General features: G+C 56.5%; 13 protein-coding genes, 2 pseudogenes and 1 other annotated feature. Of the genes and pseudogenes, 10 read left to right on the top strand and 5 right to left on the bottom strand.

The genetic code is table 11. The features are described 5' to 3' along the window. The first annotated feature begins 217 nt into the window (after positions 1-217). Positions 218-1,347 (top strand): IS3 family transposase gene (locus tag ACSQ13_RS00865; RefSeq protein ID WP_295513100.1). Its coding sequence is split into 2 segments (ribosomal slippage): positions 218-464 and positions 464-1,347, totalling 1,131 coding nucleotides; the frame shifts between segments, so codons are not numbered across the junction. On the opposite strand, the gene ACSQ13_RS00860 is transcribed toward ACSQ13_RS00865, so the two are convergent. Then, positions 1,293-1,823: a DUF4143 domain-containing protein gene (locus ACSQ13_RS00860; protein ID WP_435988060.1), complete on the bottom strand. Its 531-nt coding sequence runs from the start codon at positions 1,821-1,823 to the stop codon at positions 1,293-1,295. The genes ACSQ13_RS00865 and ACSQ13_RS00860 overlap by 55 nt on opposite strands. 188 nt (positions 1,824-2,011) lie before the next feature. On the opposite strand from ACSQ13_RS00860, the gene ACSQ13_RS00855 reads away from it, so the two are divergent. The 3 genes and pseudogenes from ACSQ13_RS00855 (at position 2,012) to ACSQ13_RS00845 (ending at position 4,740) form a co-directional block, all read left to right on the top strand. Then, a complete protein-coding gene (locus ACSQ13_RS00855; protein ID WP_367268367.1) occupies positions 2,012-2,347 on the top strand; it encodes a transposase in 336 nt (111 codons plus the stop codon). Positions 2,348-2,370: 23 nt separating this feature from the next. Next, positions 2,371-2,480, top strand: a sequence feature (AL1L pseudoknot). Continuing rightward, positions 2,463-3,134 (top strand): annotated as a pseudogene (locus ACSQ13_RS00850) (IS3 family transposase); the annotation flags it as partial. It overlaps the preceding feature by 18 nt. 442 nt (positions 3,135-3,576) lie before the next feature. Further along, the gene (locus ACSQ13_RS00845) at positions 3,577-4,740 is read left to right on the top strand and encodes an ATP-binding protein (RefSeq protein WP_295512071.1); all 1,164 of its coding nucleotides are present in this window, start codon (positions 3,577-3,579) and stop codon (positions 4,738-4,740) included. A gap of 341 nt (positions 4,741-5,081) precedes the next feature. Here ACSQ13_RS00845 and ACSQ13_RS00840 read toward each other — a convergent pair whose 3' ends face one another. Further along, positions 5,082-5,582: a hypothetical protein gene (locus ACSQ13_RS00840; protein WP_176250918.1), complete on the bottom strand. Its 501-nt coding sequence runs from the start codon at positions 5,580-5,582 to the stop codon at positions 5,082-5,084. Positions 5,583-6,271: 689 nt separating this feature from the next. Here ACSQ13_RS00840 and ACSQ13_RS00835 point away from each other — a divergent pair. Continuing rightward, positions 6,272-6,583 carry a hypothetical protein gene (locus tag ACSQ13_RS00835; protein WP_176250919.1) on the top strand — a complete coding sequence of 104 codons (312 nt, stop codon included), beginning with the start codon at positions 6,272-6,274 and terminating at the stop codon, positions 6,581-6,583. On the opposite strand, the gene ACSQ13_RS00830 is transcribed toward ACSQ13_RS00835, so the two are convergent. Together ACSQ13_RS00830 and ACSQ13_RS00825 are read right to left on the bottom strand one after the other, a co-directional pair. Then, on the bottom strand, positions 6,580-8,193 hold the full coding sequence (locus ACSQ13_RS00830) for a plasmid recombination protein (RefSeq protein WP_295512067.1): 1,614 nt from the start codon (positions 8,191-8,193) through the stop codon (positions 6,580-6,582). The genes ACSQ13_RS00835 and ACSQ13_RS00830 overlap by 4 nt on opposite strands. A gap of 563 nt (positions 8,194-8,756) precedes the next feature. Next, on the bottom strand, positions 8,757-8,921 hold the full coding sequence (locus ACSQ13_RS00825) for a ribbon-helix-helix protein, CopG family (protein WP_295512072.1): 165 nt from the start codon (positions 8,919-8,921) through the stop codon (positions 8,757-8,759). Between the two features lie 120 nt (positions 8,922-9,041). Between ACSQ13_RS00825 and ACSQ13_RS00820 the strand changes: the two genes are divergently transcribed. The 5 genes and pseudogenes from ACSQ13_RS00820 to ACSQ13_RS00800 form a co-directional block, all read left to right on the top strand. After that, positions 9,042-9,530: a hypothetical protein gene (locus tag ACSQ13_RS00820; RefSeq protein WP_295512065.1), complete on the top strand. Its 489-nt coding sequence runs from the start codon at positions 9,042-9,044 to the stop codon at positions 9,528-9,530. Between the two features lie 11 nt (positions 9,531-9,541). Further along, a complete protein-coding gene (locus ACSQ13_RS00815) occupies positions 9,542-10,096 on the top strand; it encodes a hypothetical protein (protein WP_295512064.1) in 555 nt (184 codons plus the stop codon). Continuing rightward, positions 10,093-11,049: a hypothetical protein gene (locus ACSQ13_RS00810; protein ID WP_176250923.1), complete on the top strand. Its 957-nt coding sequence runs from the start codon at positions 10,093-10,095 to the stop codon at positions 11,047-11,049. The genes ACSQ13_RS00815 and ACSQ13_RS00810 overlap by 4 nt, the downstream gene beginning before the upstream one ends. Positions 11,050-11,083: 34 nt before the next feature. Beyond that, positions 11,084-13,243: an AAA family ATPase gene (locus ACSQ13_RS00805; protein ID WP_435988059.1), complete on the top strand. Its 2,160-nt coding sequence runs from the start codon at positions 11,084-11,086 to the stop codon at positions 13,241-13,243. 1,259 nt (positions 13,244-14,502) lie between these two features. Beyond that, positions 14,503-14,833 (top strand): annotated as a pseudogene (locus ACSQ13_RS00800) (DDE-type integrase/transposase/recombinase); the annotation flags it as partial. A 125-nt stretch (positions 14,834-14,958) separates the two neighbouring features. Here the strand turns inward: ACSQ13_RS00800 and ACSQ13_RS00795 are convergent. Next, positions 14,959-16,488 carry a hypothetical protein gene (locus ACSQ13_RS00795; protein WP_435988058.1) on the bottom strand — a complete coding sequence of 510 codons (1,530 nt, stop codon included), beginning with the start codon at positions 16,486-16,488 and terminating at the stop codon, positions 14,959-14,961. Positions 16,489-16,633: the final 145 nt, after the last annotated feature.

Raw genomic sequence — 16,633 nt, 5'->3', positions numbered from 1 at the left:
TACATGTCCTGCTGCGACCGGGCCCGTCTTTTGAGAACCATTTGAGGTGTTTGAAGTCATCACTGCAGACCGATGCAGACGCTTTGATTTCAACACAGACAAGAAGGCTGCCGCCGTCGATCAGGATGTCAATCTCGCGCTGGTCAGCAACCTGTGGTCTTGCCCCGTTTTAGTTCCGGTCTCTTTCGAGCAATGTTTGCTATGAAGGAGATAAGGAATGGCAAAGCGATACACAGACGAGTTTCGGCGTGATGCTGTGCGAATGGCGACGACCAGCGGCTTAACGCGCCCGCAGCTTTCATCGGATTTAGGGGTTGGCGTCTCCACGCTGAACAAGTGGGTTCAGCAACATCAGCACGACGATCTGATGTCTGGGCCGCATGAGGATGTTGAGAAGGAAAACATCCGCCTTCGCAAAGAAGTCCGGCTACTGCGCGAGGAGAGGGAAGTGCTAAAAAAGGCGGCAATCTTCTTTGCAGGCGAAAGCCGGTGAGGTTCGCCTTCATCGACGCCTGGAAGGAAGCTTGGCCCGTAGAATTTCTCTGCCGTATCATGCAGGTCACGTCTCGTGGGTTTCGTGCGTGGCGGATACGCCCAATGAGCCAACGGCAGCGAGATGATATGGTACTTCTCGCCCACATCCGTGAGCAGCATCGGCTTAGCCTGCAAAGCTACGGACGCCCACGGATGACTGAAGAACTGCAAGAACTGGGGCTGAGCGTCGGCCACGGGCGTGTGGGCCGTTTGATGCGCGAGAACGGCATCAAGGTCGTCAGGACCCAAAAATATAAGGTCACAACAGATAGCGATCACACGTTCAACATCGCGCCCAACCTGCTGGATCAGGACTTCACTGCGGATGGCCCGAACCAGAAATGGGCCGGTGATATAAGTTACATCTGGACCAGCGAAGGCTGGCTATATCTGGCTGTCATCCTCGACCTCTACTCTCGCCGCGTCATCGGCTGGGCTGTCAGCAACCGCATGAAACGGGATTTGGCGATCCGGGCGTTGGACATGGCTGTGGCGCTACGGCAACCGCCCGAAGGCTGCATTCACCATACGGATCGCGGGTCGCAATACTGTTCCAACGAGTATCAGCGCCGCCTGTCAAAGCACGGCTTCAAGGTCTCGATGAGCGGCAAGGGCAATTGTTACGACAATGCGATGGTTGAGACATTCTTCAAATCCATCAAGGCAGAGCTGATCTGGCGCAATCGTTGGGACACACGCCGCCAGGCAGAAGGCGCGATATTCCAGTATATCAATGGCTTCTATAATCCACGCCGACGTCACTCATCGCTCGGCGGGAAAAGCCCCTTGGCATTCGAACGAAAGGCCGCATAAATGAGTTGAGAGACCGGAACGTAACCGTGACAAGACCACTGCATCGGGACAGCGCGCAGCAGCTCGTTCAAAACAAAGCTCTCCAGTAGACCGCCCAAGGCCTGCCAATTGTTTTCGATGGAGAAGGTATCTTTGGTGAAACGACGCAAGGCACAGGCGATGCCTGAATCCGCGAAATGGTATTTTGGGTTCTTAATTTCCCGCTTGCTCACACCCGATGTCCAGGCTCCCAGCTTGATAGGCATCGACAACCGTATCAGGATATCCAGATATTGTTCGACCGTAACAGGTTGCAACCTGCTCAGTTTGGCAAGTTCCGAGATGCTGATTTCTTGAGCTGAGCGCGCCGCCATCTGGTCGATCACGATACGCAGGCCATCAGGCTTTCGAACCAGGTTGATATCACCCACATCGCGCTCGACGACCGCATCTATATAATCCCGACACTGCGGCTGGCGGGAGCTAAGTGGCAGCATTCAGGCTTCAGGAAAGCCACCTTCCAGAATGAGATCAATGTAATCGCTTCGGCTGGCTGGCTCTGGGTCTGCCACTTGCCCTAGCTTCGGGTCTTTTTGCATCGCCCAATCCAAGAGGCGACTGACGGGCGCTCTTTTGACTTCCGCGACTGACGAGGGCCAGAGCTTGAGTGTTCGGCTTGTTTTTGATGTTGCAAGCGGCGTTGCCCACTGCCCGCAGGATATTGCGGAGCAATGCACGAGAACGTGAGTGCCGCGAACGTGCGGTGCGGTTGGCGATGGAACACCGTGATGCGTATCGGAGCGAAGCTGCTTTAGTCACAGCGATTGCAAGCAAATTAGGCTGTTCGCCAGACAGTCTTCGCGTTTGGGTCCGGCAGGCCCGGCGTGGTGGTGGCGAACGGTCGGGCCAATCCAGCGCCGAGAAGGCGCGCATCAAGGCGTTAGAGCGCGAGGTGCGAGAACAACGGCAAGCCAATGAGATTCTGAAGAAAGCATCAGCGTATTTTGCCCCCCTCTGGTGACCTTGCTGCGCAAGGCACTGCCGGGCATTGGGGCGGAGCTCGACCGCCCGTTTGGCAAGCAACTGCTTTCATTGAAGAACATCGCGGTGCGTTCGGGGGCGAGCCGATGTGAAAAATACTGCAAATCGCCCAGTCCACATATGATGAACGGCGCGCCATCGCGCGTGATCGTGATCGTGATCGGGCTTCAGCTCGGGCGATGGCGAACGCTGATCTGTGCGTTAAGATCAATGCTGCCTGGGAAGAGAACCGCAAGCTCTATAGCGCGCAGAGGATCTGGCATGTCTTACTGCGCGATAATCAGGAGATCGCACGATGCACGGTGGAGCGGTTGATGCGCAATTTGGGCATGAAGGGCGTGGTTCGGGGTAAAAAGGTTGTCACGACCAATCCGGACACCTCACAGCCGTGCCCTGACGACAAGGTAAACCGCTTGTTCAAAGCAGAATGGCCCAATCAACTTTGGGTCTCCGACTTCACATACGTCTCGACGTGGTCGGGAACGGTCTATGTCGCTTTCGTCATTGATGTCTTCGCCCATCGCATCGTCGGCTGGCGCGTATCTACGTCAATGGCAACGCAGTTCGTTCTCGACGCTTTGGATCAAGCAATCTGGCAAAGAAAAACACCTGATAACAATGCCTTGGTTCACCACTCAGACCGTGGATCGCAATATCTCTCGATCAAGAATACCGAGCGCCTTGTCGAAGTTGGCATTGATCCGTCGGTTGGAAGAGTCGGCGATTCCTATGACAATGCTCTCGCTGAATGCGTCATTGACCTGTTCGGCCGGACTCCGAACTTGCTCTGGCGGGTCGGCCATCCTTCTGGCCTTTAAGCGACACCGGCGCGGACATCCGCGATCCCGCTAAATCCATGTAATCATTATAAGAGTATCCCGCAGCCGGTACCATTTTCTGCAATTCCTCATAGCCCGCGACGAACGTAATAGCGGGGCGGCCTGTCGGCCGGGAAACACTATGGCAGAAACGAACAATACCACGAGATGGCGCAAGAAAGCGGAGCGGGGCAACCGCGTGGATATACCAACTGGCAGCCGTCGTCCGTCAGCATGCTGCCGGAACGGGCGGAGCGACTTTGATTAGTTGAGTGAATTTTAGGGCAAAGCCTATTTGTTACTTCAAGTTACATTTGAAATTGGCCTGTAACACTAACTGCACACCAATTTAACCTTGCAAACCTTCCATTGCATGGAATAATTGCAAGGTATGTATATCCGCCAAACTCACCAACTTGTGCAATCCGCACTGGAGGACCAAGCCGCTGTAGTCCTCCTTGGCCCCCGACAGGTAGGGAAAACCACGCTTGCTCTCGACGTCGCTTCGGAGCGACCATCGGTATACCTCGATCTTGAACGTGAGGCGGACCGGCAGATCCTGACCGAACCGGATCTCTATCTGGATGAACAGGCGGGAAAACTCGTCATCCTCGACGAGGTGCAGCAGATGCCTGGCCTCTTCAAGACACTGCGTGGTCAGATCGACCAGCGCAGACGGGCTGGGTTTCGGACGGGACAGTTTCTGCTTTTGGGGTCAGCCTCAAATGTCCTCTTGCAACAATCGGCAGAGTCCCTTGCCGGGCGTGTACGGTATATCGAAATGCCCCCTCTGCAACTTACCGAGGTGGGCGCAGATCAGTTGAATAGGCTCTGGCTGCGTGGCGGCTTCCCTGACAGTTTCCTGGCTGGCAGCGATCAGGCCAGCATGGACTGGCGTCTGGATTTCCTGCGCACATATCTGGAGCGTGACATCCCTGCCCTTGGGCCGCGTATTCCCGCCGCGACATTGCGGCGCTTTTGGACCATGTTGGCGCATGTCCAAGGCGGCTTGCTGAATGCCGCCGCACTTGCTGAAGGGCTCGGTGTGTCGGGCCAAACCATCGGTCGTTATCTCGATCTGCTCGTCGATCTCATGCTGGTCCGGCGGCTGCAGCCGTGGCATGAGAATGTCGGAAAGCGCCTGGTGAAATCGCCAAAGGTCTATGTGAGGGACAGCGGGATCGTGCATGCGCTGTTGAGTATTGGTACGACCGAGGGCTTGCTCGGGCATCCTGTCGTCGGCGGCAGTTGGGAGGGGTTCTGCATCGAGACCCTTCTGGCGGCGGCACCCGCTGGCACCGAGCCCTTTTTCTATCGTACCTCTGCCGGAGCTGAACTTGATTTGGTCCTTCGTCTGCCCGGTGGCGAGATTTGGGCCATCGAGATCAAACGTACGACGACACCCAAGGTCTCGCGCGGATTCCACACGGGTGCGGAAGATATCAAGGCCAACCGGAAGCTGCTGATCTACGCTGGAGAGCGTGATGTTCCCGTAGCTGAAAACATTCGTGCAATGCCTCTTGAACAGGGAATCGGGCTGTTGAAAGAAACCTAGCGCCGCGTCTGTTCGTTCCGAGCGGCGCATGCTTAGGACGCGTTGGACTTAGACCAAGGATTGAGTCTCGACGGCTTCCGGAAGTTTGCAGGATCACGCGAACAAACGGCATGTACTCGTGGTAGGCGGCTTTCGCGCTTCGCATGTCTACCGATGTGCCCGTTGGCATGAACTACTGGTCGCAACGGTCGGCCCGTCCAAATAGGGTATCTCCAATCGTCCTCCCATACCCAGACCACAGGGTTCGGGTATCGCTCAGGCCAGCCACATTCAAGGCGAGCGTCCAGCAGCGATGCATCTGATCTGCACGGCAATCGCCAAGAAGACGCCGTTCCAGATCATCAGAGGTCGTTGTAGCTCCGGAACATATCGTAAATTGTCTTAATGCAAAGTTCGTAACCGCCAGCTTCTCCCTCCATGTACATCTGTTGGACCTGGATCTTCAGTTCGTCTTCCGTCTCAATCTCAAACGCGGCATCGTGCGCAAATTTTGAGATGAATTGCTCAGTTTCATCCTCCGAGAGATCGTAAAGATTACCGGGAGTGAACCATTCAACGACCGAAGAACCATCAATCATGTCATGCAGGCTCCGCAGCATCGTTCCATGCGCCGAAGGTGGGCGACAGTACATGTCATGCATGGCCCTCAAAGCGTCGGTCAGCTCGTCATGCTCGCCGATCAGGCGCAAATCAGTGTTGGCATTCAGGCCACGGCGAGAAGCTTCCGGAGGGGAGGTATGGACAGCACGAGGTGGCATATTGCAGATCGCACTGAACACCATGTTGTCGTGGAGCGGGTGTTCGGGCTGTTCGCGTTCATAAGCTGCGACAAGGTAGTACATTTAAGTCCTCTCAGATTGCCGGGTGTTGGTCGGCGTTACAACAAGCAGAGATCGGTGGCCGGACCTGTCTGTCCAGAAATGTCTCGGCTTCACCCGATCTCTTAAATGTATAAAGGAGCAGATTTTCGAGTTTACTACGGCTGCGAAGGTCATGGGTGATGGCTTTATGTGGATAACCTGCAAAGCAAGGTATTTTGACTAGGGAGCAGTCTCCGAAACGGGTGCCGGCTCGCGGATCATACTGCAATTTGTGAACCGGGCGGCACTCGCGCCGACACTGGACAGCCCAAGGTCAAAGACCAAGATTAGCTTGCCAGATCCGCGGCAAAGGCCCCTGAATCTTTGAGAACTGTCGGGTCCTGCTTTGTCATTACCGTTGCGCGTGAGAAGATCGGCGCGACGGCCATCGCGTGGCGGCCCCAATTCGGCCCCGCCGATTTTGACCAGCGTAAAGGAGGACCGCTCCACGTTGATGAGAATCTTTATTTACAACTGCGACCGGAATCCAGACATGCTCTGACGGATCGACTGGTCCTTCTGGCCTTCAAGCGGCCCCGGCCTAGGCAATACCGTTCCCCTAAATACAGGTTATCCGCTAAGGGTATCCCCCAGTCGATACCGTTTTCTGCAATTTCTCATAGCTCAGCGACGAACGAAACAGCGGAGCGGCCTGTTGGCCGGGAAACATCATGACAGAAACGGTAAAACCTGCGAGGCGGCGGACAAAGGCGGAAAAGGTAGACCATGCGATGTATGCGCAGCGGTCCACGGACCGGAAGCGGGCGGCAGATCTGACCCGCCTCAGCATTTGGGTGCCGGCAACGGAGAAGACCGCCTTCAAGAACGCGGCGGACGCGTCGGTGGCCCGGTTTATGGGAGAAATGTCCCGTCAGACGTGCGGCGTCTGCGCAAAGCCGCTCGCCTCGCGGACCGCCAAGCCGAAGCCCAAGCCAAGGCGCAGGCTGCTCGATCCGCGTCAGATGGTGCTGGACCTCGGCTAAAGATCCGGGTCGACATCACCGGTGCGATCCAGAACATCCGCCAGACTGCGCTCGGGCGGCAGCCCCATTTCTGCGCGAATATTTGTCAGGATAATTGCGTCTGCGCTGATCTGTCCCTGCGCTCGACCAAGGGCCACCCATGCCGCGCGTGAAATCGCCTTAGCAACGCGTAGGAACAAGGGGCCCGCTGTCCGGACGGTCTGCCTAAGGGTTTCCCTGTCTACGGGCACCAGTTCAGCATCCAGCGCAAACCTTTGCGCGTGTTCATCCCAGGCAATCCCGCCACCGATGATATACGAGATGCCACGCTCCAGCGCCTCTGCCGCTTTCTCGCGCAAAGTGAGTGCATCTTCGCGCCGCTCCAGGTCGCGCTGAGCTGCAACGAGTTTGCTTTCGATCCGACGCGAGGTGGTCAACAGTCCCGTCTGCGTCTCCCTGACCTTACGCGTTTTACGCTCCTCTTCCAGCCGGGTTTCCGTCGCCCGGATCGCCCGCTGCTCCATCGCCGCGCAGTGTCTCGTGATCTGCACAGACGCCTCTTCCAGTCGTGTGACGGCGTCCTGAGCGGCAGCACGCTTCTGGACGGCAACGTCCCGGTCGAGGGTTGCAGTCCGCGCATGTTCCCGAGCAGCTTCAGCAATCGACAGGTATTTTTGTGCTTCCCGGGCCGCAGCGGCGGTGCGTTCCGCTGCCCTAAGGCTGGCCCTTTTCCGAGATTTACGCAATGCGCGGGCCGTCAGATCGCGCGTGCGCTGGACAACGCGCGCTCCTTCTTCATGTGCCGCATCCAGAATGGCTTTTACCTCCACCTGAGCCTTGGCAACCTCTCGTGCCCGCCACTCCGATGGTGGTACATGAGAGCGGGGTTCGGCCGACGGTTTGCCAGCTTCTCTTGCCGCACGTATGGCTGCGGCCCGCCGCATTCCGCGCTCCAAACCGATCTTTCCAAAATGCTCCCCAGCAAGGTCCTGCGCATGCTCGTAGCTTGCCAAAAGCGGGTTGGCAGCCGGTCGCAGAAGGAACTGCTGTCCCCGGTTTGCAGTCGTCTTTTCTGTCCAGACGGCGATCACAAAGTGAATGTGGTAAGCTTCTTCATCCATGTGCCCGACGGCATATCGCAACTGCTGTTCAGTAAAATGCGCCCGAAGAAATCCCAGTGAAGCGTCCCTGAATTGCGCAATCCGGGGTCCATCCCAACACGCTGCACCTGTTCCACCGCACCACGTTTTGCTCACAGACAGGATCCCTTCCCGCAGAGGCCCTGCGGTGGACTGACGCCATGGCTGCGAAGGGCCGGCCTCCTCGACGCGGATAGCCTCTGCGACACGGGATCTTGCGGTTAGCGCAGCGATCTGACGTTCTTGATTCAAGTCCGACATTTCCTTGATTTCGGATCGCAGGGTTTCAATCCAGTCCTGCCTGCCAAAGAGGACATGATTGCCCTTTGAACGGGTTTGATCGACGTGGGAAAGATCTCCCCCGACGCGCTGATCATGCATCCGGAACCGGCCCAGGTTCTGGGGTCGCAGGCCCTTGAAGCGCAGAACGACCGGCGCTGTGTCAACCTGCGGGATGCGTGCGGGCGTATTGATTGATGTATGGATGGACATGTATCACCTTCAAGAATTGCTGCTCTGAAGGATAAGATCGACTAGGTCCCAGAAAGTTCTGAGAGCCATTTTTGAGATAAGTGCTGTGCTGGGTTTTACTCATTAGCGTTTCTGCAATCGCTGCCCGATCTCGCAATCATTTGCTAGCAAGGAGAACACCCGCCCTTCTGCCAGCACCTCACCGAAAATTACACTCCACAAAAGACATGGCGACGGCCATCAGTAGGCCAGACCCATCACGACAAAAAAGCTGGTTATCCATTTATTAATTGGCGGAAAGGATTCTTTGCTTATAGGCAGGTCGCTCAAGAGAAGCATCTCTCAGCGCAGGCCTCTTACTTCTCGCATGCTAAATTTCAGGGTGGAAAACGGTACCGTACAGAGCGTCGCATCTGCACCCTTGCTGTTTCTAGCGACATAGAAATATCCGGAAACGCTAGCGTCAAAGTCTTCCTCTCCGACTCGGTTACCAACACATTAGGTTGAACCCTGCCCCGGCCGGAAAACCAGAGATTTAAAAATCACCGAGCGAAAAGTTGGTCACGCGTTCCATGCCGGGTCCATCAAGAACCGTCATCCTTGTCCAGCCAGTCCTCAATCATCCGGCGTATCATTTCTGGGCGCGTGGGCAAATCTGGCTGTTCTTTTCGGGCTTCATCAATCCTTCCGATGACGTCGCGCGTGAGGCGAACGTTGACTGCCTCAGAATCTATTTTGGGTCGGCCCATCTTTTTGTGCATGTTATCTTCTTGACTTCTTAGCGCTATTAAACCATATAGTAATCAGACGACGCAAGAGGCCTAACCTCCGTCACCGCCTTGGCCACACTGATCTGTGAGGAGATCCGCATGACTGACACCATTTGTACCACGCTTCTCGGCCGCCCCGTACCCCAAAATTCTGACCTGACTGCAGAGCAGTCAATCGACGCTTTCGAAGCTCTTTGCGATGCGCTGTTTCGCGCTTTCCGCGCCGACTACCAGTACTTCTGCGCCCAGACTTCGGCGGAACGTATCGAACGTCATGCTGATGCCTACGCCGCTTGGCACACCGTACATGTTTCTTTGTCCGCTGTTGCGCGGATCACGTCTTTGATGCCAGCGCTTGAGACAGCCGTAGACCAGCTTTCGAACGTGTTTGTCATGCGCCTGACAAAGACAAAGCGCCATACCGTCGACAGCGCGGCCCTCGTCCGGGAAGCAGGCCGCCTGCGGTCGGAACGCGGACAGGATGACCGCCTTGCCGATCTGCTGATGCAAGCGGGCAGCTACGTGCAGTACAGTCATGATCCCAGTTATCCGATCCCGGACATCAACGACCTGCTCGACGAAGCCTGAGACAAGGTTGCATGAATTGCGTCAAAGCGACGGCGGCCATTGCGACGCTGTCGGCTGCGACCGCGTTCTATTCTCCGCCCAAAACAAAGGCCTGTCTCATGATGGTGTATCCTGACCCCAGATCTTCCGAACCTATTTATGATGTTGATGTCGCTCTCGACGCAATCATCTCCATGATGGCCGAGGCCCATCGCATCGACATGGACCTGTCTGGTGCAGACTTCGACCCGGCATTATCCGGTCTTCGGGACGAGGCGGAGCAGCTGTGGCACGTTGTTGCATCCCGCCTGTGGCATCTTGCCCGCCAACCACTGATCCCGGTTCCGTTCGCGGCAGCTGCACGGCACCTATTTGCGCTCCAGCGGTCAGATGGCACTGATTCCGAACAGGATCGCCAACATCTCGCCGACCTCGCATCGTTAGCGAGATCAATGGCAATTCCGGGGTCTACCCGTGCGCGAATTGCACACGCCTCTTTTATGATGTCACGCGCCTTTCTTCCACCGCCCCCTTTCGACCCTATCGACACCCCCCCTTTTTCAGCCTCTCCAACCCAAGGATTTTGATATTCAGCACCTTTTCTTCACCTTACGCCCGCTTCAACTTTCGCATTGGTGATGACCGAATTCCGGTCCACGGCCCACTAAAACGCGACGACGTGCGCGCCGCAGCACTCGCGAAAGGGTTCGATGCCATCGCCGTCGTAGTGGACCGAAGTCGCCTGATCATCCGTTGCCACACTTGCGGTCAGCACCAGGTGAAACGCGCAAGCGTGATCTCAAACAATCAACCAGAATGCCCCCACTGCATTCGAAATCGCCGCATTGCCGCGGCAGCCCGCATCGGCGTCTCGTTCGTCCGCCATTCGCAAAAAAGTCAGCGTCACGGCCACTTTGTCCTGCCCTGCGGTCACGAGATTCACCGGCAGTATTACCGCGTGGAGAGCGCCGCACGTGGCGACCACGCCCTTGGATGCGATATCTGTCGGGAGAACCGATACGCCGCACAATCTCTACGTTTTGGCTGGACGTTGTCCGGCGCGGCACATAGCGGCAGACAAGGGTATCGTCGCTATCGGCACACCTGCGGCCACGGCCAGGATATCATGGTCGGCAACATACTATGGGGTGACTGTGCCTGCGCCGGATGCAGCCCGGGCCGGACATCGCGCCCGTCCCATATTTACATGTTTCGCATCCACCTGCCGGGGCTTCCGGTCCTCAAACTCGGCTACAGCGCGCGCCCAGCGAAGCGATTGCGACATCAGCTCGGGATCGCAAAAACTGTCAAGACAGAGGTCATCCGAGCGATCCGCCTTCCCACAGGTCACGTAGCGCGCTCAGAAGAGACGCAATGCCACACCATCCTCAAGCGGGACCACCCGGAGTGGCTGGTCCCGAAGTCAGCGTATGGCGACGCGATCAATACCGTCTCTGAGATTTACTACCCCATTGCCGAGGCTCGGATGCACGCTCTGCTCGACGACATCGATGCAAGGCATGCGGAACGATCAGCCTGAACATTTCCCAAATTCTTTATTCCTGAGGCATCCTATGCAAGCCAATCCCACAGCCTACACCAAACAGCTCACCCACGACCTGCTCCGCCGCATCCTCGAACAGTACAACGAGCACTACAACGGGTTTTCCGCCGTATCCACGGATGACGCCGAGGCAGATGCTGATGAACTACATGATAATGTTGAGGGCCACGGCACGTCGACAGCCCATGATCAGAAGCCAGCTGAGGCCGCGAAGTTTCTATCGGAAACGGAGACCTATCGAACCCGCGACGCAGACCGGGCGGGAACACAGCGCGCCGCACGGGTTCCCCTTGCCAGAATGCTTCTGGCAGCCCGCTTCGCCGCCTGTTTTGACACCCCTGCGCAACTGCTTAACTTAGCGGCACCCCAGTCCCTGACCTGCTTGGAGCTCCCGCATCGCGCGGAACGTCAGCGCGCGTGGGACGACCTGCCAAACGTCTTGGTTCATCTCGGCCACCTGGCCTCGCCTCACCGCAAATCCTTGTCTTCGGTGCAAGCCATCGTCTTAGGATACCGCGGCAAGACACAATCTGATCAGGAACGGGCGCTGAAGGATTTCGAAGATGGCCTGGAGACTGCGATTGAATGCGGCCGAAGCATCGTCGCACTTGTGCCAGGGCGCAGCTATCTTTCGGAGCACATGCAACCGCTCGTCACCCGCTCCATCACGCTGCCGCCACTCTGCCGGACCATGGTCATTGAGATCCTGCGGCACACCCATGCCCTGGGCGACGACATCACCGGGGCCGCTTTGCGGGATCTCATGCCTTCGGATACGGCACTGGCAAAGATGCCGTTGCCGCTCTTGCACACCGCGTTTCACGGCGAGACCGCGCAAAAGGTTCTGAGCCGATTGTCCAAACTCTCAGACGCATCGGTGGCCGCGCCTCCGTCAAACCGGATGACCCTGCAACAGATCCACCTGCCACTGACAGCTGCCACTTTTTGCGACGGGGTGCTGACAGATCTACAAGACTGGCAGATCGGTAAGGTATCGTGGTCCGAGGTGCCCTGCTCCGCCCTCCTCTACGGGCCGCCCGGCAACGGCAAGACAAGCCTCGCCGCAGCCCTCGCCGGATCGGCAGGCATCCCGCTGGTCTCCACCAGTTATGCCGACTGCCAGCGGGCGGGACATCAGGGCGATTTTCTGAGAGTTCTCTCAGACAAGGTGACAGAAGCAATCAGCTCTGCACCTTGCGTGTTCTTTCTCGATGAACTGGATTCATTTGGGCTTCGCAATAAACCAACCCGCAATTCTGACTACATTGTCGGCGTCGTGAACGGGCTGCTGGAACATCTGTCACGGCTCAATGACACGCCTGGCGTCATTGTCATCGGTGCCACCAACCATCCGCATCTCGTCGATCCAGCCATCTTGCGCCCCGGCCGCTTCGACGCCAAAATCCACCTAGGCAACCCCGATTGCGCAGGCATTCTGCGTATCATGGAAATTGAGCTGGGTGCCAATGCCAAGGAACTTAGCGCAGCCGATATCGCAAGCCGCTTGCTCGGCGTATCAGGCGCTCAGGTCAGCGCTGTGATCCGCGACGCACGCGAAAAAGCCCGACGCTCAGGCAACCCCATGCGGCCAGAGCACTTATCGTCTGCCGTCGATCACATTGCACCGCAAAGACCTCCCGAGCTCCTGCGTCGTATTGCGATCCACGAAGCGGGGCATGCCGTAGTCGGGCACCGGCTGGGCCTGCCGCCTCCTCGTCATCTGCAGCTGACGGCTTTTGGCGGCGAATATGGATACGCTATTCCGGACACATTGACGGAGCGGACAGCGCAAGACCATCTGGCGACTTTACTGGGCGGGCGCACCGCCGAGATTGTCCTGCTCGGAAACTGCTCCAGCGGAGCGGATAGCGATCTGGCAGAAGCCACACAACTGGCGTTCAGTATGCGTTATCGCTGGGGCATGCGGCACAACACAATGATCTCGATCTCACAAGACGCCGGACTTTTACCAAACCTGCCATCCACTGCTGTGCAAAAGCTGAACGCCGACTTACGACGCGCCGGTACGGTTTCCAAGAAGATCATTAAGGATAATAGGGCTTTGGTTCATCGCGTAGCCGACGGTCTGTTGCAGGAAACCGAGTTGAACGGCAAGGACTTGCTACGCATTCTGCACTCGGGGCCAAGATCCGTCGATAGCGGAGCATAGAGGGGCACCCTGACCTCAGCACGCACATCAGCGCTGAGGTGCGTGCTGAGGTCAGTGCTTGGCTCACCGGCACGGGTAGTGCTCAGATCACTACCAGGGTCAGTGATGATAGCAGTGCGCAGAAATCCCGCCAGGGGGTCACGACAGACCCTCGCTCAGCGCGGCGGCAGGGCACGCTGGATATGCCGCGCCGAAGATGGTCGTGGCTTTACTTCCAAACCCCAACCCTCCCATCTCTCCGGATCAGCATCGTGCGTCAGGACGGTTGTCAGAAAAGTCACCGCAGCGCAGAGCGGCGGGGAGCGCGGCGCTTCCGATGCTCCGGGTCCAATCTTCCATCTTTGTCTCCGATGGCAACCGAAACACCCGGGTCGCGTCCGGCGCGCGCGGGTCCTTACCAAACAACCCCCTGCTTCGAAGCCGTGAACAGTTGAGGTAGAAAACCTGTCTCGGTCAGGCCGGACGGATCGGTAAGAGGGGTAGACCAGGCTGAAACTGTCACAGATTTTTTGTAATTCAGAAGGCTGTGACATGACTATTAAATGAAAACAATGAGTTAGCTTGTGTCACGTGTCACACCCGAATGAGTGTCCTTGTGTGTGTGTGCGTGCGCATGTGTGTGCGTACGTTAATACATTTATATAAATTCTGTGACATAGATAGATTAAGAGATATATCTTAGTTAAATCAATGGCTTACGAGTGTCACTTAACGTGTGACACATGCCGAATTCTGTTACACGATTGAATTCATTGAATAAAAGCGATATTTCTCTGGAAATAGCGACGAAAAGACCGATTTTCTGTGACAAAACTCGCCCACGAAGGCAGAAAAGCGATCGCGAATTGCACCGCAGGGACGTTTTCTAAGGGGATTGCGAGCCCATCGGAAATTCTTTAATCAGTCCCGTCCGCCACACACGGCGCTCAATCACGCGCGGTCCCCTATTCGATCCTGTGATCGATCTTGCCGATGCTCCCGGAATGACAGGCACTTTAGACTTTCCGCGAAAAACTATTTCCTACAGGCATGGCGTGGCAGTCCACATGCGCCACGTTTTCCCGAAACCTCAGCACAAAACTGCACTTTTCTGGGAAACCCTGCTCTCATCAGGCCTGATCCAAGCCGTATATGTGGATAACATCCCCGGACCCGTATCAACGGCCCCTTTCGGCGCATAACTTTTTGGTGTCACACTAGGAAGGATAACTCATGACGAACACCACGCCCTCTCACGAAGCCGTAGCAATGGTAAGGGACTGTCTCTGCAAGCTGGCCTACTCCCCTGCTTTCAACGTTGGGTCATCGGATTTGCCGTTTGGGCCTACCACCGTTTCGCCCTCAGCCTGCGGGACGTTGAGGATTTGTTGGCAGCACGCAGCATTACGGTCAGCCATCAGACGATCCGAGATTGGGTAGCGGAATTTGGAACACCAATTGCGGCCAAGATCCGACGTAATCGACCTCAGCCCGCCGACAAGTAGCACCCGGGACGAAGTTGTGATCCCGATCCGCGGGAAGAAGCACTGGCTCTGGCGTGCGGTCGATGGCAACGGATACACGCTCGAAATCCTTGTGCATTCGCGCCGAACACGAACAGAGGCCCATAGCCTCTGGGTTGGCTGCGTAGGTGAATTCGTGGTCTGATGCTACCGTATCAGTTCCATATCAAAGCGTTGGGACATAACCTGACAAAGCCCTGAGACACCTAGAAACTAGATCACAAACGCGTAGATCAATACCCACGCCGACAACGCGACACCACAGATCAGCGTATATGCACCGTTCCAGACCAGCCCCACACGAAGCGCACTGATCCCAGCGAATGAACCAATAAGCAGCGTGGTTGCCGTGAAAGGCGAACTTGCGCCGCTCAGCGCCCACCCCGCCGTCAGTGCAACCACAAGCGCCGTGGGTTGCACACCCAGACTGGCCGCGTCAGGTATCAAAGGTGCGATCAGCGTAACGGCAAGGATCGGGTTCATGCCAATCTGACCCGCCAGCGGAATAATCCAAACAAAGGCAACCAAGATGATCCAAGGCGGCACCGTTGAAAGATCCAACCCTGCTTTGAGCATCAAAGGCCCCAACAACTGCGAACCAACAGTGCCAATATAACCGGCCATCATCAGCAAAATCAGCTCACCACGATATCCGGGTAGTTCCACTAGAACATAGCTTTTGATTTGGGCCCCGGTACTGGCAAACGGGGCATCAGACCAGTGCTGGATCAGCATCCAGACCAAGGCGATAGAGGGCACCAAAACGGCCACCAAACCAACGATCCGCGCATCCGAAACTTCGTGCAAACTGACAACGCCGACCACCAGAACCGTCAAAAGCGCGAGCAACGGTAACATCGTGGACCAAGTTCCGGTCGGCTCTGTTCGGGTTGGCGTTACCGCCAAATGCGGCTTGAATACAGTATCCAGACCCCAGCCGATGCCAGCCAGAATGAATGCCGTCATGAGCCCCGGGACCAAGACCTGCGTCCATGTGGTATTCGGAATGACACTTATGGTAATTGCCATCGCAAACGAAAGCGGTGACCACGGTAAAGATGAGACAAAGCCGCGTTGGATGGCCAGCAACATCCGCCTGATACGATGCCCGCGAATTTCGGCATCGGGTTCACTTTTCGCATTTGCCATCGCCAATGTACCCAGAAGTTGAATGGAACCATAGTTCAGCAACAAGGCGAATGCTTGCCCCCCAAGCGTCAGCGCGGCATAGCGACGGCCCGGCTTTTGCTCGGCCAGAAATGTTCCTGCCCGTTGGATAGCAGGAGACGTCTGGGCAACAGTTCTGAGCGTCGAAAGCGCCGCAAAAAACGCACCGATAAACGCAGCGGTACTCAGGCCTTTTACGACAATATCAAGCCAGTCACGGTTCGTGACCGCCAGCGCAATACTCAAAATCAGCCCCACCAGAACGAAAGCCTTGCGCGACAATCGCACCTGAGATGTCAGGATCGCGACCAAACTCAGTACGAGAACCAGCTTGAGAGGTTCACTCCACTTGGCCACCCCCCATTCATTGCAGATCACAAGCACCGTCATCGCGCAAAGAAGAAGCCCTGAAGCTTTGTCGGCAAATGCGCGTGCTTTCATAATCGTCTCTATTGCTTGATCAAAGGGCTTCCGAGCCGCTACCGTTTCAGGGGCAGTGCGGGAATTCACTAAGATGATCTTAGACCAGTGTCTGACCCCAGTGCCAATATCCGATTGAACGATGATCGCTGACACGTTTCGTGACGCTGCTTTTTCTTGCACTTGGCCAATGGGGGGCTTTCGGTGCGCACTACTCAAGCAGCGATTTCGTCGCTGGGCACCGAAGTGTCGCCCATCAAACTATCGATAAACGGGGCGTTGCTGCACCGATCATCTGCAG

The sequence above is a fragment of the Sulfitobacter sp. SH22 genome, from assembly GCF_965641905.1.
Lineage (GTDB): Bacteria > Pseudomonadota > Alphaproteobacteria > Rhodobacterales > Rhodobacteraceae > Sulfitobacter.
This window is presented reverse-complemented; position numbering and strand designations above follow the sequence as displayed.

What these genes read in the sequence shown, in the direction of transcription:
- ACSQ13_RS00860 (WP_435988060.1), bottom strand. Translation starts at nt 1,823, where the DNA reads ATGCTGCCACTTAGCTCCCGCCAGCCGCAGTGTCGGGATTATATAGAT.
- ACSQ13_RS00855 (WP_367268367.1), top strand. Translation starts at nt 2,012, where the DNA reads ATGTTGCAAGCGGCGTTGCCCACTGCCCGCAGGATATTGCGGAGCAAT.
- ACSQ13_RS00845 (WP_295512071.1), top strand. Translation starts at nt 3,577, where the DNA reads ATGTATATCCGCCAAACTCACCAACTTGTGCAATCCGCACTGGAGGAC.
- ACSQ13_RS00840 (WP_176250918.1), bottom strand. Translation starts at nt 5,582, where the DNA reads ATGTACTACCTTGTCGCAGCTTATGAACGCGAACAGCCCGAACACCCG.
- ACSQ13_RS00835 (WP_176250919.1), top strand. Translation starts at nt 6,272, where the DNA reads ATGACAGAAACGGTAAAACCTGCGAGGCGGCGGACAAAGGCGGAAAAG.
- ACSQ13_RS00830 (WP_295512067.1), bottom strand. Translation starts at nt 8,193, where the DNA reads ATGTCCATCCATACATCAATCAATACGCCCGCACGCATCCCGCAGGTT.
- ACSQ13_RS00825 (WP_295512072.1), bottom strand. Translation starts at nt 8,921, where the DNA reads ATGGGCCGACCCAAAATAGATTCTGAGGCAGTCAACGTTCGCCTCACG.
- ACSQ13_RS00820 (WP_295512065.1), top strand. Translation starts at nt 9,042, where the DNA reads ATGACTGACACCATTTGTACCACGCTTCTCGGCCGCCCCGTACCCCAA.
- ACSQ13_RS00815 (WP_295512064.1), top strand. Translation starts at nt 9,542, where the DNA reads ATGAATTGCGTCAAAGCGACGGCGGCCATTGCGACGCTGTCGGCTGCG.
- ACSQ13_RS00805 (WP_435988059.1), top strand. Translation starts at nt 11,084, where the DNA reads ATGCAAGCCAATCCCACAGCCTACACCAAACAGCTCACCCACGACCTG.